Raw genomic sequence first — 21,436 nt, 5'->3', positions numbered from 1 at the left:
GATTCTATTTCGAAGTTTATCAAAGAAAAAGTACTCCAAATACATCTTCATATATTTAGAGTACTTTTATATAAATCATTTTTTATTATAAGTCATTACTAAAGATATGCCATTTTGGTTTAAAATCAATCTTCCAAACTAAGTTATTGGTGTATCAATAATTTCAACCTTTTTTACTCCAATTTCTCTTACAAGCTTTTCAATATAATTCATTCGCTCTTTTGTCGGAATTTTATCTTTTATTTTTTCCTTTTGCGTCTCTTTCAAACCTTCAGTATGAACTCTTATGAGTTTATATATAACCTCAGGATAGGCTTTAAGAACATTTGCTACAGTAACCACTGTATTATCTAAATCCATTAACTCTTCAATCAATACAGTTCTTACCTCATATACTTTATCAATACTCAAAAGATACTTTAGATTATCTAAATTATTTTTCATTTTAGTATCACACAAAGCCTCCAACTTATCTATAGCCTTTATATCAACCATAAACTTATCTGTGACTTCAATTAGCTCCGAGATGCTATCTCTATCAAAAAAGCCATTGGTATCAACGAAACAAGTAAGACCTAAACTCTTAACTTTTCTAAAAAGCTCAGTTATAAAGGCTGCTTTTAGTGTTGGTTCACCACCTGAAACAGTTATACCTCTTATAAAAAGCTTATATTCCTCGATTATTTCTACTAGCTCATCTACACTATAGTTTTTTGTTCTTGGAGAAGATTTAGTTTTACATGTTTTTATGCACTTATCACATTCAACACATAGTTTATCATCAAAAAACACTTTCCCGTCTATTTCTTTAATAGCCTTTGCAGGGCATCCTGGAATACATAATTTACAATTAGAACAAAGGTTAATAGTCTCAGGATTATGGCAGTAGACACAACTAATGTTGCAACCTTGAAAAAATATAGTCAATCTATTACCTGGACCATCTACATTTGAAAAAGGTATAATTTTATTTACAGGAACCTTAATTTCCATCTTTTCTCACTCTTCTATCAAGAACACGTGCCATTGTATTTGACCCAGAGCCTAAGATATCAGTGTCTCTAAGCACTGCTTCACCTTCTCTTACTTTCATTATCTCACTTTTCTTTACAAGATAACCAGTAACTCTTATTAAATCTGTGTTGTGAAGATAAGTAGTTAGATATCTTCCACCAGCAGCAAATGCTCCATCAATTATATCTAATACTGCATCTAGCTTATTCAAATATGTTTGATCTAAAGCAAATAAATCACCAGTACCAGAAGTAAAATAAACATGGAAAGGCATTGCTTGTTTTATATGAACTGGAAGTATTGGTTCTTCTCCAACTGGAACTCTATGAGCTGGAGTATTATTGTGATCTTCTTCACTTAGGCTTGCACCAACTTGTGCATGAAGGAGATATTTATTATCAGTTCTTTCGCAGTAAACTGCTTCATGTTCATTTGCAATCTTCTCAACCAACTTCAATATACTATGAGCTATTTCATCTCCTCTTTTAGAAGTTCCAAATCTTTCTTCTAAACCTTCAAGGTTTAAAATATAATTAACCGCATCAGCAAGCCCAACTATACCAAACATTGCAGAAAAATTCTCTCTTCTTAGAAAACCTTCTTTCACTAAAAAAGAGCTTTCAAAGAAATTTGATTTTTCAACTAGAAATTTTATTCTTTTGTCCATCATCGTTGCCATAGCTTTTGTTATTTTTGGAAGTCTTTCATTTAAAAGCTCATCAAGAGAATTTATGCCTTTAACTATAGTTCCAAGTCGAAGTCTTGGGAGAGTATAAGCCCCTCCACCGTTTGGCAGAGCATTATAACAGCTTACTATTCTATGATCGCCAACATCCTCTGTATATTTTTTATTGTTACTAAAAGATGGCTTGGATACTTTTAAACAAGCTTCTGCAGCTTTTAATGCAAAGTCTCTTGGAGTAATATCTTTATCATATCTTATAGACATATTAGGTGTTGGATTTTGAAGTTCAACTATAGCTCTTAATATTAATTCTCCTGCTCTAGTTTTTTCTGGACCTATATCAGCATGACAGAAGGAATCTACAATAGTTTTATCTACATGGTTTAAAAATCTCTTTATCTTTTTATAGTCTTCTTCTACATCAGTTATAAATGGTTCCATCAACTTATCCAAATCTCCTATATATACAGGGAATGAAGTTATAGATGGTATATGAACATATAATATTAATAAACTATCTAAAAGCTCGTCTAAATCAGTTGGAGCTTTTAAATCTAAAAACTCACAGCCTTTTTCTAGTAATACAGAATAATCAGGAACTATATATCTCGGTCTGTAAATCGCATAACCTTCATTAAGATCACAAATCATTTCCTCTTCAATATATTTCATCTCTTCTTCTGTATACCCTAGTATTTCACGTGGATCTAAAAGTCTTTCTGCAACATTAGCTAGATTGAAAAGCTTTTGTTGGTAAGTTAAACTTTTACTTGTTGCTATATCATAAATATCGCCAATCTTAGATATCATAAAAGTACCTCCTAATTTATATATATTTATTTACATGTTTTAAGATATTATTCTCCTTCAAGAAAATTGTTAACTACAACTTTACTAAGTATTTCTTCAATTTATATTATTAAACTTACTTGTTGTGAATAAAATCTCTAAAATATAAGATTATATGTAGTTAGTGCTTTTTTATATTACACATTTGATTATAAACCATTTTATCGAGATTTTAAATAAACATGTGCTTAGATACCGTACTGATATTTTTTCTATAATTGGTGTTTATAAATACAAAACCCATCACTAATTAGGACATACATATATACTTTTAATGAAAACGATATTATAATGTACTTATAAGCAATTATAATTATATATTGAATTTTTATAGAGAGGAGCATTGCTCATGGAAAAAGCAAAAAAGGTTTCAATTACTTTTTACGGTATTATAATAGGTTTATTTCTTATTACGGGGTTTGTAAATATAAATAAAAGCTGGGGTGGTCCAACCTTTATTTTTTTAGCTGTCTTATTTATGGTATTCGCTGCAATGGATTTCCTTTCAAGAGGAAAGCTTCAAAAAAAAGCTGTAGCTAATAGTACAGTTTCAAAGAATACTCCTAGTGGAAATAAAAAGAAGAAAAAGAAAAGAAAATAATATGTTAAGGAGCTGACTCATATTCTTATTATATAATATGAGTCAGCTCCTTTGTTAGTTTATTGCTTTCCAGTTATGACAAGCAACTAAATGTTGTGCAGAAACCTCTTGCAGTACAGGCTCCTTTTCTCTGCATATTGAAGTGCAATGTATACATCTAGTATGGAACTTGCACCCTTTTGGTGGATTTGCAGGACTTGGCACATCACCTTTAAGAATTATTCTATTTTTCCTAGATAACGGATGCGAAGTAGGAATTGCAGAGAGTAGAGCTTTAGTATATGGATGTAATTGATCTTTAAATAATTCTTCACTAGTTCCAACCTCAACTAAATTTCCTAAATACATAACTCCTACCTTATCACAAAAATACCGTACTACTCCTAAATCATGAGAAATAAATAAATATGTAAGCTTAAATTTCTCCTTTAGTTGTAGCATAAGATTTATTACCTGAGCTTGAATAGAAACATCGAGAGCAGCTATTGGCTCATCTCCAACTATAAATTTAGGCTGCAGAGCAAGAGCTCTTGCTATTCCAATACGCTGCCTCTGTCCACCACTAAATTCATGTGGAAATCTTTTTATACAGTTTCCTTCTAATCCGCATAATTCTAGAAATTCCTTAGAAATATTCATTGCCTCCATGCCGGTTGCGATGTGGTGCTTTTTAATTCCTTCTGATACAATATCCCCAATGTTCATTCTAGGATCTAAAGAGGCATATGGATCTTGAAAAATAATTTGCATCTTTCTTCTAAGTGCTCTCATTTCTTTCTTATCAATGTATAGCCCTTTTTCAACATCAAAGATCAACTTGCCATCAAACTCAACAGCTCCACCTGTAGGTTCAAGAAGATTTAAAATAGTTCTTCCTGTAGTTGATTTTCCGCATCCTGATTCTCCTACAAGGCCAAAAATCGATCCATCTTCTATGGTAAAAGAAACCCCATCTACAGCTTTTATACTGCCTTTACTTAGAGATAACACTCCATTTCTAATTGGAAAATGTTTTTTTAATCCGCTAACCTTTAGTAACTCTTTTCCCAATTATATCTCCTCCTTTTTCCCATATAACCAACATCTGACTTTATGACCTTGTTCAATTTCTATAAGTGGTGGCTTCTCACGTCTGCAAACTTCCATACAGCTTGAACATCTAGGATTAAAGGAACAACCCTTTGGTATATTTACAGGGCTAGGAACCATTCCTGATATACAGTTTAGAATTTCACCTTTCTCTACATTCTCTGTTCTTGACTCTAATAGTCCCTTAGTATATGGATGTTTAGGATTGTCAAATATATCTACAACACCGCATTGTTCGACTATTTTTCCTGAATACATTACCACTACATCATCTGCCATTTCTGCAATAACACCTAAATCATGTGTAATAAGCATAATTGATGTTTGTAGTTTTCTTCTTATTTCTTTCATAAGCTCTATAACTTGAGCTTGTATAGTAACATCTAAGGCTGTTGTAGGTTCATCCGCAATAAGAAGTTTTGGATTGCAGCATAAAGCAATAGCAATCATAACTCTTTGTCTCATACCACCGCTTAATTGATGTGGATATTCATTCACTACTTTATCTGCTCTTGGTATGCCTACAAGTTCTAGCATTTCAATACATTTTGCTTTATTCTCTATTCCTTTAAGTTTTTGATGAATTTTTAATGATTCTCCTATTTGTGCTCCTATTGTAAATACAGGATTTAAAGAAGTCATTGGCTCTTGAAATATCATAGCTATTTTATTGCCTCTTATGATTTTCAGCTTTTGTTCTGAAAACTCAAGGAGGTTCTGATCTTCAAAAACTATTTCACCACTTTCTACTGCACCTGAAGATTTATCTTGAAGCCTAAGAATAGACATGGCAGTTACACTTTTACCGCAGCCGGATTCACCTACTATTCCTAAGACTCTTCCCTCATAGATAGAAAAACTTACATCATCTACTGCATTCACTATTCCATAAGAAGTATGAAAACAAATTTTTAATTCATTAACTTTGAGTAATTCTTTTACCATTATCTCACCTCTACCGTCTTAACTTTGGATCAAGTGCATCTCTTATTCCATCCCCAAGGAAATTTATCGATAATACTGTTAGAAATACCATAAGTCCAGGTGGAATCCATAACCACCATTCACTTTGAAGTATGGTCATCTTCTGAGCTGCCGATAGCATATTTCCCCAGCTAGGTTGAGGTTGTTTTACTCCCATCCCTAGAAAACTTAATCCTGCTTCAGAAAGTATCCCTCCAGCAATTCCGAGAGTTGCATAAACAATAATTGGTGCAAAAATATTTGGCAATAGATGTTTAATTATAATATCCTTGCCATCTAACCCAAGAGCTTTGGCAGCTTCTATAAACTCTCTTCTTTTTAAAGATAATATTTCTGCCCTAACAATTCTTGCAAGGTTAGTCCACTGTAATACACCGATAATAATCATTACATTCCATATACTTGGGCCCAAAATTGCCGCCATTGAAATGGCAATAACAAAAAAAGGGAAGCACATTATTATGTCAACCAATCTCATAATAATTGTGTCAACCACACCACCACAATATCCTGCTATTGATCCAAGAATTATTCCAATAGCAAGCTGAATAGTTGTTGCTACAACACCAACGCTTAAAGAAATCTGTCCACCATATATTAATCTTGTAAAAACATCTCTTCCAAGTTCATCCGTACCTAATATATGTACTTTACTTGGACTAGCTTCTATATTTATCATATCTATTGTATCTCTACCATATGGCGCTATTATTGGAGCTATAATAGCTAAAACTATGAAAACTACTAATACTATAAGACCAAATAGGGCCAATTTATCATTTCGAAACCTTTTCCATGCATTCTCTGAAGTTTCTACTTTTTCTTTCGACATACTTGAAACCTCCTTTATTAGTATTTTATTCTAGGGTCTACAATAGCATATAGTAGATCAGCAATCAGGTTTATTATTAAAGTCATAACAGCGAAAATCATTACAATTCCCATGATTAAAGGATAATCTCTATTTAATACAGCCTCATAATTAAGTCTACCTATCCCTGGCCAAACGAATATTGTTTCTGTAAGCAAAGCCCCAGAAAGAAGTGATGGAAGCTGAAAGCTTAGTATCGTTATAATTGGAATTAAAGCATTCTTCAGTGCATGTTTAAAAGTAATACTTAAAGAACTTACGCCTTTTGCTTTTGCAGTTCTTATATAATCAAGCTTAATTATCTCTATCATACTTGATCTTGTATACCTCATAAGTGAAGCTGTGTTTATTAGTGCTAAAACAATAGTCGGTAATATCATGTGATTTATTACATCCATAACATGATTTATTCCTAAATAATTTTTTCCAAAAGTAGTCATTCCTGAAATCGGAGTAATATTTAAATCTACAGAGAATGTTTTTATTAAAAGCATTCCGAAGAAAAAAGCTGGTATAGACAATCCTATAAAGGCTAGTATTGTCATACTATAGTCAAAAATGGAGTTTCGTCTAACTGAACTTACAATTCCTATAGGTATAGCCAATAAAGTGCTTAGAAATAATGCTGATAAAGCTAAGATTATTGTATTTGGTATTCTTGAATTAATAACCTCTTTAACAGGTTCTTTGTAGGTTATTGAATATCCAAAATCCCCGATAACTGCTCTACTAGCCCACTTCACATACTTTATTGGTAAAGGATCATAGTATCCTACTTTCTTTAACATCTGCTCCTTTATTTCTGGAGTAACATTTGGGTCTATCATATTTGAATATGGATCTCCCGGTTGACTATTTACAAGTATAAAAACCAATATAGAAATTCCAATAAAAATTGGGATAGTCTGAATTAGCCGTTTACTCAAGTATTTAATCATTAATTTCTCTCCTTTAATTGTGTATTAACTAATATATTAATTATGGAAATAGCCCTGTATCTTTCTACAGAGCTATTTCGATTTCATACTCAGTTTGTTAAATCTATAATAAATTTACTTTTGGAGGCACTTTAATTTGAAATTGTATATATTATTGTTCTATATACCAGTTTTGAACATTTGAATATTCCACAAAAGTAAATGGATCGTACCCTTTTAGTTTTGAACTATATGCTCTTCCATCATTTTGGTTATATAAGAATACTGCTGGAACCTCTTCATTCATAAGCTTAGCCCACTCACTATAAATCTTTTTACGCTGTTCTTTATCAAGAACCTTTCTTCCATCATCAAGAAGCTGATCATTTTTGTCATTTATAAACCCAACCATGTTCCAGCCTCCTTTTTTAGCTACACTTGAATGCCACATTGTCTTTGAATCTGGCTCCGGATCCAATGACCACCCCATTAGATATACATCAAAATCTTGATCGTCTCTCACTTGTTTTTGAAGAGTTGCAAACTCCATGCTAACTAAATTAACCTTTATACCTAAATCTTTTAAGTTTTGCTGAATTATAGGAGCTGACTGTTCTCTTACTTTATTTCCTAGTGGATATTTCAAGGTTATCTCAAACGGTTTACCATCTTTATAAAGAACACCATCTTTCTCTACAAAGCCGGCCTCTTTAAGCAATTCCTTTGCTTTATCAACGTTATATGCATATTCATTTAATACACCTTTATCAGGATATGCCCAGTTTGTCTCTAAGATCGGAGTGTTCACAATTTTACCATGTCCTTCTAATAGGTTATTTACAATACCACTTCTATTTATTCCATAGGTTATTGCCTGTCTAACTTTTTTATCTTGAAAAATCTGTTTTCTAAGATTAAAGCCCATGTACTGATATCCACTACCAGCAAATTCAGATACTTTAATGCCAGCAGTTTTATATGCATCCAAATCTTTTTGCTTTAAAGATGACAGCATTGCCAAATCAATATCTCCCTTTATAAGTTCCGATTGTGCAGTTTCTTGATTAGTAACCTTTAGAATTACTTTATCTAGCTTTGGCTCACCTAAATTATAATCCTTATACTTTTCTAATTCTGCATATTGATCAGGTACAAATTTAGTAAGCTTGAACGGACCACTTCCAATAGGTGTCTTAAGTTGTTCGCTTTTAGCCCATTCAGCCACGGGTATTTTCTCCCATATATGTTTAGGTAATATTCCTCTTGCTGCAAAGGTTGATAAAGCCGGCGCGAATATTTCTGAGAAAGTGAAGCTTATAGTATGATCATCAATTACTTTTATTCCACTTACACTTGAAGCTTTTTTATCTTTATAATCTTTAGCTCCAACAATTTTATCTATTTGCCCAAATCTTGGCCCAGTATATGCTGGATCTGCTATAGTTGTATAAGTGAATGCAACATCCTCAGCAGTAACTGCTTGACCATCATGCCATTTGGCCTTCTTATTTAAATAAAAGGTTATGGTTAAGTTATCCTTTGAAACCTCATATTTATCTGCAAGACTCGGGATATAATTATAATTTTTATCCAAGTTTAATAGCGATTGATAAACAAGTGAATTAACTTTATCGTCATAAATATCATCATATAAGCTAGGATTGAACACGCCTTTTGGCGAACTCCAAATAGCATAGCGTAAAGTGCCCCCAGATTTTGCGCTTGCAGTAGTAGTTTTATCTTTTTCTGCTTCTTGTGGTTTGCAGCCTGTAAGTACAACACTAATTATTAATATCAACGTAGTAATTATATATAATCCTCTTTTTTTCATATTTACCCCCAATTTCTTAGCTAAATTTCACTAATGTAAAATATTTTTCACCTTGTTATATTAAACTATATTTTTATATGCATATTAGCTTTGTAGTTTTATGGATAACCCACTTCTACTTAAATTCATATTTTTAAAACCTTTCACATATCAGATGAAAAAGTTTTTGTTTTTTTATGCATAGTTTTAAAGGGTTTCTTAAACCATTAACATTTCTCAGTTTAAGATGCATAAAAATTTTATACTTTCCTTATACAGCAAATAAAAATCCTCTTCCTGCAAATGCGGAAGAGGATTTTTTAATCAGCAAAAAAACGCTGCTATATACTTACACCTCCCTCATCTTTCAGAAATAATTCCTGCTGGATTTAGCACCTTATCATACTAATGATTGTATGACGGTTGCTGAGACTTCATTGGGCCACTCCCTCTGTCTCTCTTGATAAGGATATTTAATTTTCTTTATCATGATAAAGCTTAATAATGAAATTATACTTATATTTTCCAATTATGTCAATATGTTTACTAGGTATTGTGGAAATTTACTCTTTATATACAAAAAATCGCAAACAGTTATTATCATTAAAATAGAATAGACTTCTTTTATTTCTTGCATTAAAATATCATTCTTGATACCATATAAAAGGAATTAAAGTTATATAGTATTGCTTTAAAGGAGATTTTTTTATGACGGTAGAAAATGTTAGCGAAATTGCTCTTATGGCAGGCGGCATACTATTAGAAAATGGTGCTGAAACACATAGAATAGAGGGAACTGTTTCATCTATTTGCCAATCCTACGGGCTAGATGCTGAGTGCTTATCAATGTCCAATGGTATATTATTATCAATACAAGATTCTGAAAGTAAAAAAAACACCTCAATGAAAAAGGTATGCCCTAAACAGGTTGATTTATATAGGATAGAACTTATAAACTCTTTTTCCAGAAAACTTAAAAGCAAGCAAGTATCTTACTTAGACGCAATAAAAACTCTTGAATCCATACAGGATTCTCCTACTTTTACCTTGCCAGTTCGTACCTTTGCTTCTTGCATGACTGGATTTGTTTACTCTTTATTTTTTAATGGCTCCTTTATTGATGGAATAGCTTCAATTGTTGTATGCCTTATTACTTATTTAATTACTGAAAAGATTTCAAACTTTGGGATTTCTCAATTTTTTAAATATTACTTAGCTGGCTTTATAATTGGTGGTGCAAGCCTTTTATCACATATTTTATTTACTTCCATAAATGAAAATAGCGTAATTACTGGATCCATTATGATTCTACTCCCGGGGGTTGTACTCACAAACGGAATAAAAGATGTAATTTTCGGTTATTTTTCTGCTGGTATTGCAAAATTTTGTGAAGCATTAATAATTATAACAGCTGTTAGTGCTGGAGTTGGTACTGCACTACTTGTTGGAATGAAAGGATTTTAATGTTATGTCAATAAAGATGGTTGCTTTAGCTTTTGTTGGAAGTATATTTCCTGTAATATTATTTAATATTGATAGAAAAAAAATCATATATGCTGGAATAGGTGGCTCCCTTGGTTGGATTGTATACAGTATTGTTCTTAATAAGACAAGCAGTGAAGTGTTAGGTTCATTTTTTGGAGCGTTAGTGGTAAATGCTTATAGTGAACTGATGGCGCGAATTATAAAAACTCCTGCTTCCATGTTTTACGTACCTGGTATCTTTCCTTTAGTTCCAGGAATTACAGCCTACAGCACTATAACTTATCTAGTTCAAAGTAATTTTACTGCTGCTCAAAATAGCGGAGTACTAATGCTTGGAATTGCTGGAGCTATTGCCTTTGGAATTATGTTATCTTCAACATTTTTTGGTTTTATATCAAAGATATATAAAAACTACATTTAAAATATTTTTATTACTACATACTATTTTGTAAAAACTTGAGGGAGCCTTTATAGGCTCCCTCTTTATATTTACGTATCAATAATAACTTTAATTTATGAAAAAATAAGAAACATAGTGATGTGGTTAGCACCAATAAAGATAATTTATCACCTAGTTAAAATCTTTCGACTATAAAAAAGCACATCACTACCAATATTAATGGTTCACTCGACCCTATTACATATTTACACAACTATATATAACCTTTCGGCTATATATAACCATTACAACACCTAATAAAATCTTATCTCGACCTTATATGATAAGTTGGAACCTCATTATGATCAAATAATGACCATAATAAAGCTTTTCCTAACCATATAAAATCTACTACATCTGAACACAAGCAGTTCCAGGCTGCAACCATTCAGAATCACTTATAATGTTAGTATAAACTAGTTTCATAAGCATTGCCTTATCACTATGTTCCTTACGATATTAATATAACCTTTATACAGAATTTAATACGCTTATTTTAAAAAAATTTTAAAAATTTTTTTTAAAAATATGTGTCGGGTAGAACTCTTACTTCTTTAACCCTTAATCACTTCGTATTTTTCTCCAACTTTTGTATCAAAAATAATAAGAGATTTTTCTTCATCGTAGCTTCCAACAGACTGATTATTACATACTACTTTTATATTATCTTTTGAATATATTTTACATGGTTGCCCAGCCTTAGATAAAATAGTTGACTTAATTAGATTACAATCACTCCATATAATATCAATCTCAAAACCGCCACGTGCACATAAGCCCTTAACTTCTCCACCCTTCCATTCCTTTGGTAAGGCAGGCAAAAACTTAATAGCTTCAGTATGACTTTGTAGCAACATTTCTGCCACACCCGAACAACCGCCAAAATTTCCGTCAATTTGAAAAGGAGGATGATTGTCTAATAAATTTGGTAAAGTAGACTTTGTTAGTAAAGCCTTAATATTTTTATATGCTAAATCGCCTTCATCTAAACGTGCCCACATATTTATTATCCAAGCTCTACTCCAGCCAGTATGACCACCACCATAGGTTAATCTTCTTTCAATAGTTTTCTTTGCTGCAGCTGCAAGCTCTGGAGTTTTTTGCAAATTGATTTGGTTTGATGGATGTAATGCAAATAGCTGTGATATATGTCTATGCCCAGGCTCAACCTCATCGTAATCTTCAGCCCATTCTTGAATCTGTCCGTATTTTCCTATAGCTGGTTTAGGTAATCTATCTCTTAATTCATGTAATTTATCTCTAAACTCATAATCACAATCTAAAATATTTGAAGCATTTATACAATTAGAAAATAATGCAAATAAAATTTGACTATCCATAGAAGGTCCTATACATATACACCCAGTTTGTCCATTAGGTAAACTATAAGTATTTTCAGGAGATACTGATGGGCAAGTAACTAATTGCCCCTTTTCATTTTCTATTAGAAAATCAACAAAAAACAAAGCTGATTCTTTCATTGTATCATATGCTTTTTCTAAAAAAGCATAATCCTTTGTAAACTCATAATGTTCCCATAGGTGAAGACATAACCATGCTGCTCCCATGGGCCACTGCGTTGCTGGCATCCATAAATCTTGCGGAGCTGTGTCTCCCCAAATATCAGTATTATGATGACATACAAAACCTCTGCAATCGTACATCGTCTTAGCTGTTAATCTTCCTGGGGCTCGCATCCTTTCTATATGATCAAAAAGTGGTAAGTGAAGTTCTGAAAGATTACAAATCTCAGCAGGCCAATAGTTCATTTCAGTATTTATATTAATAGTAAATCTTCCTCCCCAAGGCGCAATCATATCTTTATTCCATACACCTTGAAGGTTGGCAGGCAAAGTTCCTGGCCTGCTGCTACTTATCAACAAATATCTTCCATATTGAAAAAATAAACTGATTAAGCCTAGATCTTCTTTACCTTCCTTCATTCTCATAAGCCTTTGATCTATAGGCATTTTCTCAACGCTTTCGTCATTATCTAATTTTAAAGTCACTCTATCAAAAAAGTTCTTATAGTCAGTGATATGTTCATTTTTCAAATCGCTATAAGTTTTTTTCTCTGCTTTTTCTATAATCTGTTTGCACCACTTTTCAGGTTCATCTTTATAATAATCAGTTCTAGCAGTGAGAAATATTATAACTTCATCTGAATTTTCAACAACTATTTTATTTCCTATGCTGTAGGTATTTCCTCCATTAACTTTTACTTTAACCATGGAGCAAAATCTAATGCCTTCTTCACTTCCACTCTTTCCTTTTAAAACTACTGTATCATCAGATACAGCATCAATATGGTCAAAATATCTTTCTCGACTCAAGTTCAACATAAAAGAAATGCAATTTTTTCTACTTGAGGAAACTTTCATTACCATAACTTTGTCCACTGCACTTATAAATATTTCTCTTTTATAATCAACGTCACCTTGCTTGTACTTAACCTCTGTAACAGCATTGCTTATGTCCAAAGACCGTTCATAATTAGTAACTTCCTCTGTGTTTTCATTGAAAGTTAAAAATATATCTCCTAGAGGTTCATAATGCCGTGAATCTTCTGGAGTCCCAGCCATAGCTAAAGCGGTTAATTTCTCTGCTTCTTTAATATTCCCTTCAAATAGAAGTTCTCTTATCTTAGGAAGATATTTAAGTGAATCTTTATTATTTCTATCTCTTGGTCCACCATCCCACACAGTTTCCTCATTAAGCTGAATCCTTTCAGACTTTATTCCTCCGAAAACCATAGCTCCAATGCTACCGTTTCCTATTGGTAAAGCTTGATTCCAATTGTCTAATTCAGCTGGCTTTGTATACCATAATTTCAATAGATCCACCTCCTATTATTGTTTATATTCAATATATATTTTAAGTCTATGCTTTAACATCACCTTTATTATTTAAATCTAAAAGATCTAATCTTCATACCTTTATATAATTTTATATAGAGATCATGTACTCCAACTACTGGCTTTATTTCAAAACATATTTTTGTGTACCAGTGGGAATCATCTAACTTTTGGTATCTGTATGAACTTATTGCAGAGTTTTCCATAGAATCTAAAAACAGCTCTATATCTAAATCATTATTTGAAATCAATATCTCACACTGGCTTATTTCTGATGTAAATTCAATGTCATTGAATCTTACATAGCTTTCATCGCTATTAGCTATCACACAGTCTTCACCTGGCTGCCATTCATGGATTATAACATTCTTATAATCATCATAATTTTCAGCCAATATTTCTTTTCTACAATCTCTGTTTTCTAAATGATTTCCATTGACCTTAATAGTTTTCTCCAATCTTATATCCTTAGAAGAACTTCCTATCATAATAGTGTAGATTCCTTCTTCTAATAGAAAATCATTTGATCTTACATCCCAAAACACTAGATCTTCTGCCCTTAAGACAAGTTGAACCTTCTTACTTTCCCCTTTTTTAACAGTTACTCTTTTGAAGTCTTTTAACTCTTTAGAGGGTCTTTTAACCTTAGAATTATTTGATTTTACATAAAGCTGAACAACTTCATCACTGTCAAATTTTCCCGTATTCTCTATATAAAAGCTTATTTCAATTTGTCCAAATTCATCAATTTCTTCTGAAGAAAGCTTTATGTCTTTATATTCAAAGTAAGTATAACTAAGTCCATGTCCAAAAGGATATAATGACTTTCCATCAAAATACATATAAGTTCTATTGCCTTTTATGATGTCATAATCATTTATTGGTGGAAGCTGGTTTAAATCTCTATACCAAGTCATACTTAGTCTTCCGGATGGACTGTAATCGCCAAAGAGCACATTAGAAATCGCACTACCAAGCTCTTGACAACCATGTGATGTATAAAGAATTGCAGGAATATTTTCGTCTATATAATTGATAGCAAAAGGATAACTCCCAACAACAATTACAATGGTGTTTGGATTTGCATTATATACCGCTTTAACTAATTCCTCTTGCGCTTTAGCTAGAGTTATATCTTCCCTATCAATTTCCTCCTTACCATTAATCACTGGATTGTTACCTACAAAAACTATAGCTACATCACTACTCTCAGCAGCCTTAACAGCTTCACTTTTACCATCAAGTATCTTTTCTATTTTTAGCTTCTCATGTAAATTCAAGTTGTTCTTATCTTCAACTTTGTCATTGGTTTTATTTTGTATATCATTAACCTTTAAATAGCTGTCTTGGTCCAAGTACAAATTACTATTATTCCAGGTATTTATTGATACATTATTCTCTTTACCTTCTTTTACTTTAAATACTTCTCTAACAAACCATCCAAATACTTCATCAGCTGTAGCCATTATCTCTTTATCATCAGTGGTTAAATACTTATTCTCACTGATTGATTTAAGTGTACAGTTATCCCAGCCCCAGTCACTGAGTTCAAATTTTTCGTTTTCATCTGATGATTCATTATCAAGCTTAAGCATTTTACTAGTTTTATCAACCTTTAAAACTTTCCCGTTATCTATATTCTTTATTTTTACAATATCGTTTCCACTTTGATAAGAAATCTTATCTCTTCCTAACTTATCTATAATTCCTTCAAGCGGAGTGATTTTGTATTCATGTTTACCAGTGTACCAATCTTTATAAACAACATCAGCCAATGGTCCTATTACAGATACCTTCTTTAAATTTTCTTTCTTAAGTGGAAGAAAATCGTTGCTATTTTTCAATAATACAATAGCTTCTTCTGCAGCTTTTTTAGCTACTTTTTTATGCTTTTCACAGTTTAATATACTTTCAGGAATATTTTCATATGGATTAATTTCTGGAGGGTCAAATTGACCTAATCTAAACCTGATTTTAAAGATATTTTTTAAAGAATTATTTATATCTTCTTCAGACAAAATTCCTATATCGATAGCCTCTTTCGTCGCAGAAATCACCAACTCTTTATCATCAGTCATTACATCTACTCCATTTTTTAGAGCATTAGCTATGGTTTCTGCATGAGTTTTATAATATTTGTGGTATTCTACTGTTTGGCTCATATCACCACCATCACATACTATAAAGCCATCACATCCCCATTTCTCTTTTACAATGTCCTTTACTTCATGATTTACGAGGCAAGGTCTTCCATTTATTTCATTATAAGCTGTCATCATTGAGCAAGCTTTTCCTTCAGTAAATGCTTTCTCGAAGGCTTTTAGATAATACTCATGCTTATTTCTTGGATCAATGCTACTTGAAGAGAAAATCCTTCCTTCTTCATTGTTATTACCATAAAAATGCTTAGGGGCTGGTACCATTTTTAGATAAAATTCATTGTCTCCCTGCATTCCCTTTATCAGTTCTGTCGAAAGCTTTCCTGTAAGACATGGATCTTCACCGTAAGCCTCTTCAGTTCTCCCCCATCTTGGATCTCTTTCCATATCAATGGTCGGAGCCCATAAGGTTAAGCCACCTTCTTCATTATTTTTCTTATAATAAACTCTCGCTTCATCACCGATAATACTACCTATTTCTTTCATCAGTTCCCTATCCCATGTACAGGATAAGCCTTGTGGTTGAGGAAATACTGTAGCAGTGCCAATAGGTGATACAACCCCATGTGCTGCTTCTCCACCAACGTTATAAGCTTTTATTCCTAATCGCTCAACTTCTCCCTGTCTTGTAGGTATCATCGAAATCTTCTCATCCAAAGTCATTCTTGATATTAGATCTTCAATTCTCTCCATTAAAGGCAAACTAGGATTTAAATACGGATATTTTAGGGCCTTATTAACTGTTTCAATCCATTTTCTTGCTATAAGTTCATGTCCTGCAGCAGTAGGATGTACTCCATCCCAAATCCAATATTCTGGTTTAGTATTTTTACATGCATCATTGAATTCTTCTTGTAAAGGTACAAATACACAATTATATTCTGTTGCAATCTTCATTGTTGCTTCCTGACGTTTTTTTATCTCTTCACACCAATAATTCCAGTTATCTTTAACTGCTGCCACTGGAAGAATAAAGGGCTCACAAATTACAATAACCATTTTAGGGTTTACTTCTCTTGCCTCTTCGATCAGAAGTTTATAAATCTTTTCATATTTTTCAGCTGAGATTCCTGCCTTAACATTTAATTCCCAAACTATATCATTAACACCAACTAATATACTTAAGATATCTGGCTTTAGATTTAAAGTATCTTCCTTCCATCTACCATATAGATCCACTATTCTGTTACCACTTACGCCTCTATTAAAAAATTCGTAATTCTTTTCTGGCTCATCAGCTCCAAGTTTTGCTGCTATTATATATGCATATCCGTGGCCTAAAAAATGGTTAGGATCATTATCGCGAGTCCTATTACCATCAGTTATCGAATCACCTTGAAAAAGAACCTTGCTATTATTTTTAAAATTCATATATTGCCTCCTAAAGAATTCAATTTGTTCTTAGATTTTATCCTCTAATATAAGTAAATCCTTAGAATTTATTGTGACTGATTCAGATTTCTTTTCTCCAGTTAAAAGATCTAAATATACATTTTTATTTAGTTTGATCTCCACACTGTATTCATTATGATTAAGTATAAATATATACTTACAGTCGCCCTTCACTCTCTCCGTTATTTCTACGCCCTCAATATTATCAAAATTTGATGATATATTTTTCTCATTACATACCTGTCCAATAAAGTCTTTTATAAACAGTTCTTCTGGATCTGAAGCTATATAATACGCTCTTCCTTTTCCAAACTCATTTTTAGTAATCACAGGAGAACCCTTATAGAAATCACTTCCATAAAAAGCTAGTGCTTTAGCACCTTCAAGATGAAGAATATCACATAACATTCCACAGCTATATTCATCACTTAAATTAATTGCTTTATCAACTACTTTTATACTGTTTTTCATATGTGGGAATAGAGCATCTATTTCTTCTACCCAAATACCTAAAACCTTTCTGAGTTCACCAGGATATCCCCCTAAGGTAACTAAGTCATTTTCATTAACTATTCCACTAAAGAAAGTAGTAATGAAAGTTCCTCCATTTTCCACGAAATTTTCTATATTCTCTGCAACACCTTTTTTAACCATATACAATAGTGGCGCAATAACTACATCATATTTAGAAAAATCTGCTTCAGATTTAACAAAATCTATAGCTATGTTTTTATCATGGAAAGCTTTATAATATTTTTCAATTTGCTTTAAATAATTCAGCTCTATAGTTGGACCGCTAGAAAGTTCAACTGCCCACCAATTTTCCCAATCAAAGACTATTGCTACCTTTGCCTCTATTCTTGAATCAATTATTTTATCCTTTAGGCTGTTAAGCTCCTCTCCAAGTTTAGTACATTCCCTAAATACCCTTGTGTTTTCGTGACCAACATGTTCAATCACTGCACCATGATACTTTTCACATGCACCAATAGATCTTCTTAGTTGAAAAAACATGACTGTATCTGCTCCATGGGCAACAGCTTGATAGCTCTGAAGTCTCATAACCCCTGGACGTTTCAATCCATTGTAAGGCTGCCAATTTTGTTGGCTTGGAGTTTGTTCCATAAGCATAAATGGCTTTCCATCCTTTAAGCCTCTCATAAGATCATGCCTTAAAGCAGTAACATACATTGGATCTATCAACTGAGGATAATTATCCCAAGATATTACATCCATTTTTTCTGCCCATTTGAAATAATCTAAAGGTTTATAAGTTCCCATTAGATTCGTTGTAACATATAAATCAGGAGTAATTTCTTTAATAATCTTGTATTCCTCTAGATAACAGTTAAAGATAGCCTCAGACATAAACCTGTGATAATCTAGTGAAATCCCTTGGAAATTCGATCTATCTCTACCATTATCCCTCCACATCTCACTTATTCCAGATGGCACAACTATTTCATCAAAGTCATAAACAGTATGCCCCCAAAAACTCATATTCCAGGCTTTATTTAAATTTTCAATAGTTCCATATCTTTTCTTTAACCAAATTCTAAATTCTTCTTCACAATGCTCACAATAACAGTAGTTTCCATACTCATTGCCAATATGCCATAATAATAAACTTGGATGATCTTTATACCTTTCTGCTAGTCCTCTAGTTAATTTCTTAGACATCTCTCTATATACTTTGCTGGTTGGACAGAAGTTAACCCTTCCTCCATGCTTTCTCTTCCTACCATCAAAATCAACTGGCAACATCTCTGGATATTTTTTAGACATCCAAGCAGGTTGAGCTGCAGTTGAAGTTGCAAGACAAACATATAAATTACTTTCTGCTAGCTTATCCAAAATCTTATCTAACCATTGAAAATCATATACTTCTTCAGAAGGTTGTAGCTTTGCCCAGCTAAATACCGGCAAAGTAACTACATTAATATTTGCTTTTTTAAATAGTCTTATATCCTCTTCAAGGACTTCTTCTGACCATTGGTCAGGATTGTAATCTCCACCATAAAATATAAAAGGTAATTTTTCATTTATCATAAATTTTCTCCTATCAAATCTAAAAATAAAAGCATGCTCAAAATTCTTCCGTTATCTTTTGAGCATGCTTTTTCACAATAAAATTTATATAGTAAATACCTTGTCTAGTTTTATATCACTTGAAGAACTTCCCACAAGGACTTTAAATTCTCCGGCTTCACATACCCATTTATTTTCTTTATCATTATAGAAGGATAAGTCTTCTTTATTAAGGCTTAATTTAACTAATTTCGTTTCGCCAAATTCCAAGAACACTTTCTTGAAAGCTTTTAATTCTTTCTTAGGTCTTATTAATGACGATTCTAAATCAGATACATATACTTGTGCTATCTCAGCTCCTGAAACTCCTCCAGTATTTGTTATGTTGAAACTTAATTCAATATTGATTTCTTCAGAGTTATCTATTATTAGAGATAAATCACTGTATTCAAATTTTGTATAGGATAATCCATATCCGAACTCAAACCTTGGTTTAATATCCTTTGAATCAAAATACCTATAGCCAACAAAGATACTTTCTTTGTATTCTACAGTTTCAACTCCTGGAAAATCACCTATGAAATGTGCTGGTGAATCTGATAGTGCTTTAGGGAAAGTTACTGGAAGTTTTCCAGAAGGATTTACATCACCGAATAAAACTTCTGCCAGTGCATATCCGCCTTCCATTCCAGCGTAGAAAGAATGTACTACTGCTTTAGCCTCATTAATCCACTGTTCCATATCTACTGGTGAACCACTTATGTTGACAACTACAGCATTTGGCTTAACCTCTAAGACTGCTTTAACTAATTCATCTTGATTATATGGAAGAGTTAAATCCTCTTTATCTTTTCCTTCAACATCAAAGTCATGATCTAAACCAACAACAATGATGACTTCATCAGAACTTTTAGCCAACTTCACTGCTTCATCTAATAAATCTGCTTTTAAGGATTCATCTTTTGAGTATCCCTTTGCATATTGCACCTTTGTATTACCGCCAATTCTCATCTTAATCCCCATAAGTGGTGTATATTCATACAATGCTTTTATCTCAGCACTTCCTCCACCATTTGAATGTTGTTTGTCAGCATTTTCTCCAATGACTGCTAGAGTTTTTATCTTATCATCCTTAAGTGGCAATAGATTATCTTGATTTTTCAATAAAACTATTGATTCTCTTGCTATATTTAAAGCTACTTGTCTATGGTCAAGAGTATTGTAACTTCCTCTTACTCTCTTTTCAGAGAATATATTCAACTTAAACATTAATCTTAAGATTCTTTCAACTTTCTCATCTATAAATTTTTCATCAATTAATCCAGCCTTTACTTTTTCAATCAATGGATCAGCTAAGAAATATTCATTAAAGTTGTCTGTAACACTCATTTCAATATCAACACCATATTTAGCTGCATTTTCAGTATTGTGTACAGCACTCCAGTCAGATATAACCACACCGTCAAAGTTCCATTGCTTTCTTAAAATCCTATTTAGTAGGTAATCACTCTCACAACAGTGTTCACCTCTAAGCTTATTGTAAGCTCCCATAATGGTGTATGAGTTTCCCTCTTCAATTGCAGCTTTAAAACCAGGAAGATATATTTCATGAAGTGCTCTATCATCCATTTCTACATTTATATTAAGTCTCTCATACTCTTGATTATTAGCAGCAAAGTGCTTTACACAAGCAGCTGTATCCTTTGTCTGAACACCTTTTATAAAAGGAACTGCCATCTTTGAAATTAAATGCGGGTCTTCACTCATGTATTCAAAATTTCTACCACAAAGCGGAGTTCTTATTATATTTATTCCAGGACCTAATATTACATCTTTTCCTCTTGCTCTTGCTTCTGCTCCTATTGACGTTCCAAATTCATATGCCTTATCTGGATTCCAAGTAGATGCTAAAGCCATATTTGATGGAAAATATGTTGCATAATCATAGGTGTTTCCGATATCTTCCCACTTATCATTTCTATAGTCTTTTCTAACTCCCATTGGTCCATCAGACATAGTTAAAGCAGGAATACCTAGTCTTTCAACAGCTTCTGTTCTAAAAAGACCATTGCCATGAACCATTGATACTTTTTCTTCTAATGTCATCTCTTCAATAATTTCTTTTATTTTTTTATTTACAGACTGATTTAATTCGTTCATTCTCAAAATCCCCCACAGACCAAATTTATAATTGTTTACTTATATTTTAAACTTAATGTACTTTATATTAGATGCACCTAAAATTAGATACATTCGTT

Annotated in this window: 14 protein-coding genes and 1 riboswitch; of the genes, 3 read left to right on the top strand and 11 right to left on the bottom strand. The window is 32.4% G+C overall.

Going from position 1 to position 21,436, the window contains the following annotated elements:
• Positions 1-138 precede the first annotated feature (138 nt).
• Together J3477_RS21565 and J3477_RS21560 are read right to left on the bottom strand one after the other, a co-directional pair.
• The gene (locus tag J3477_RS21565) at positions 139-993 is read right to left on the bottom strand and encodes a YjjW family glycine radical enzyme activase (protein ID WP_206872282.1); all 855 of its coding nucleotides are present in this window, start codon (positions 991-993) and stop codon (positions 139-141) included.
• Positions 983-2,509: a YjjI family glycine radical enzyme gene (locus J3477_RS21560; RefSeq protein WP_206872281.1), complete on the bottom strand. Its 1,527-nt coding sequence runs from the start codon at positions 2,507-2,509 to the stop codon at positions 983-985. Before J3477_RS21560 ends, J3477_RS21565 begins: the two co-directional genes overlap by 11 nt.
• A gap of 388 nt (positions 2,510-2,897) precedes the next feature.
• Here J3477_RS21560 and J3477_RS21555 point away from each other — a divergent pair, with 388 nt between their 5' ends.
• On the top strand, positions 2,898-3,149 hold the full coding sequence (locus J3477_RS21555) for a hypothetical protein (RefSeq protein WP_206872280.1): 252 nt from the start codon (positions 2,898-2,900) through the stop codon (positions 3,147-3,149).
• 54 nt (positions 3,150-3,203) lie between these two features.
• On the opposite strand, the gene J3477_RS21550 is transcribed toward J3477_RS21555, so the two are convergent.
• The 5 genes from J3477_RS21550 to J3477_RS21530 all read right to left on the bottom strand — a co-directional run bounded on the left by J3477_RS21550 (position 3,204) and on the right by J3477_RS21530 (position 8,841).
• The gene (locus tag J3477_RS21550; protein WP_206872279.1) at positions 3,204-4,199 is read right to left on the bottom strand and encodes an ABC transporter ATP-binding protein; all 996 of its coding nucleotides are present in this window, start codon (positions 4,197-4,199) and stop codon (positions 3,204-3,206) included.
• Positions 4,200-5,183 (bottom strand): ABC transporter ATP-binding protein, encoded by a 984-nt coding sequence (locus tag J3477_RS21545; RefSeq protein WP_206872278.1) that lies wholly within the window; start codon positions 5,181-5,183, stop codon positions 4,200-4,202.
• Positions 5,184-5,193: 10 nt separating this feature from the next.
• Positions 5,194-6,054 carry an oligopeptide ABC transporter permease gene (gene opp4C / locus J3477_RS21540; protein WP_206872277.1) on the bottom strand — a complete coding sequence of 287 codons (861 nt, stop codon included), beginning with the start codon at positions 6,052-6,054 and terminating at the stop codon, positions 5,194-5,196.
• Positions 6,055-6,071: 17 nt separating this feature from the next.
• A complete protein-coding gene (locus J3477_RS21535; protein WP_206872276.1) occupies positions 6,072-7,031 on the bottom strand; it encodes an ABC transporter permease in 960 nt (319 codons plus the stop codon).
• A 151-nt stretch (positions 7,032-7,182) separates the two neighbouring features.
• Positions 7,183-8,841 carry a peptide-binding protein gene (locus J3477_RS21530; RefSeq protein ID WP_206872275.1) on the bottom strand — a complete coding sequence of 553 codons (1,659 nt, stop codon included), beginning with the start codon at positions 8,839-8,841 and terminating at the stop codon, positions 7,183-7,185.
• A 336-nt stretch (positions 8,842-9,177) separates the two neighbouring features.
• A riboswitch (SAM riboswitch) is annotated at positions 9,178-9,290 on the bottom strand.
• A 238-nt stretch (positions 9,291-9,528) separates the two neighbouring features.
• Between J3477_RS21530 and J3477_RS21525 the strand changes: the two genes are divergently transcribed.
• Positions 9,529-10,284, top strand: a complete 756-nt coding sequence (locus tag J3477_RS21525; RefSeq protein WP_206872274.1) for a threonine/serine exporter family protein — start codon at positions 9,529-9,531, stop codon at positions 10,282-10,284.
• 4 nt (positions 10,285-10,288) lie between these two features.
• Positions 10,289-10,726 carry a threonine/serine exporter family protein gene (locus tag J3477_RS21520; RefSeq protein ID WP_206872273.1) on the top strand — a complete coding sequence of 146 codons (438 nt, stop codon included), beginning with the start codon at positions 10,289-10,291 and terminating at the stop codon, positions 10,724-10,726.
• Positions 10,727-11,298: 572 nt separating this feature from the next.
• On the opposite strand, the gene J3477_RS21515 is transcribed toward J3477_RS21520, so the two are convergent.
• The 4 genes from J3477_RS21515 to J3477_RS21500 all read right to left on the bottom strand — a co-directional run bounded on the left by J3477_RS21515 (position 11,299) and on the right by J3477_RS21500 (position 21,338).
• The gene (locus J3477_RS21515; protein ID WP_206872272.1) at positions 11,299-13,587 is read right to left on the bottom strand and encodes a glycoside hydrolase family 95 protein; all 2,289 of its coding nucleotides are present in this window, start codon (positions 13,585-13,587) and stop codon (positions 11,299-11,301) included.
• A gap of 59 nt (positions 13,588-13,646) precedes the next feature.
• Positions 13,647-17,129 carry a glycoside hydrolase family 3 C-terminal domain-containing protein gene (locus J3477_RS21510; protein WP_206872271.1) on the bottom strand — a complete coding sequence of 1,161 codons (3,483 nt, stop codon included), beginning with the start codon at positions 17,127-17,129 and terminating at the stop codon, positions 13,647-13,649.
• 30 nt (positions 17,130-17,159) lie between these two features.
• A complete protein-coding gene (locus J3477_RS21505) occupies positions 17,160-19,199 on the bottom strand; it encodes a beta-galactosidase (RefSeq protein ID WP_206872270.1) in 2,040 nt (679 codons plus the stop codon).
• An 84-nt stretch (positions 19,200-19,283) separates the two neighbouring features.
• A complete protein-coding gene (locus tag J3477_RS21500) occupies positions 19,284-21,338 on the bottom strand; it encodes a beta-glucosidase (protein WP_206872269.1) in 2,055 nt (684 codons plus the stop codon).
• Between the last annotated feature and the right edge of the window lie 98 nt (positions 21,339-21,436).

Origin of the sequence: Clostridium zeae (assembly GCF_017312485.1) — a bacterium.
Classification (GTDB): Bacteria; Bacillota; Clostridia; order Clostridiales; family Clostridiaceae; genus Clostridium_AR; species Clostridium_AR zeae.
Note: the sequence above shows the minus strand (reverse complement) of the source record. Positions and strands in the feature narration are given on the sequence as shown.

Excerpts from the sequence above, each read along its gene's own strand:
- J3477_RS21520 (WP_206872273.1), top strand. The coding sequence starts at position 10,289 with ATGTCAATAAAGATGGTTGCTTTAGCTTTTGTTGGAAGTATATTTCCT.
- J3477_RS21535 (WP_206872276.1), bottom strand. The coding sequence starts at position 7,031 with ATGATTAAATACTTGAGTAAACGGCTAATTCAGACTATCCCAATTTTT.
- J3477_RS21560 (WP_206872281.1), bottom strand. The coding sequence starts at position 2,509 with ATGATATCTAAGATTGGCGATATTTATGATATAGCAACAAGTAAAAGT.
- J3477_RS21525 (WP_206872274.1), top strand. The coding sequence starts at position 9,529 with ATGACGGTAGAAAATGTTAGCGAAATTGCTCTTATGGCAGGCGGCATA.
- J3477_RS21545 (WP_206872278.1), bottom strand. The coding sequence starts at position 5,183 with ATGGTAAAAGAATTACTCAAAGTTAATGAATTAAAAATTTGTTTTCAT.
- opp4C (WP_206872277.1), bottom strand. The coding sequence starts at position 6,054 with ATGTCGAAAGAAAAAGTAGAAACTTCAGAGAATGCATGGAAAAGGTTT.
- J3477_RS21555 (WP_206872280.1), top strand. The coding sequence starts at position 2,898 with ATGGAAAAAGCAAAAAAGGTTTCAATTACTTTTTACGGTATTATAATA.
- J3477_RS21500 (WP_206872269.1), bottom strand. The coding sequence starts at position 21,338 with ATGAACGAATTAAATCAGTCTGTAAATAAAAAAATAAAAGAAATTATT.
- J3477_RS21530 (WP_206872275.1), bottom strand. The coding sequence starts at position 8,841 with ATGAAAAAAAGAGGATTATATATAATTACTACGTTGATATTAATAATT.
- J3477_RS21565 (WP_206872282.1), bottom strand. The coding sequence starts at position 993 with ATGGAAATTAAGGTTCCTGTAAATAAAATTATACCTTTTTCAAATGTA.
- J3477_RS21510 (WP_206872271.1), bottom strand. The coding sequence starts at position 17,129 with ATGAATTTTAAAAATAATAGCAAGGTTCTTTTTCAAGGTGATTCGATA.
- J3477_RS21505 (WP_206872270.1), bottom strand. The coding sequence starts at position 19,199 with ATGATAAATGAAAAATTACCTTTTATATTTTATGGTGGAGATTACAAT.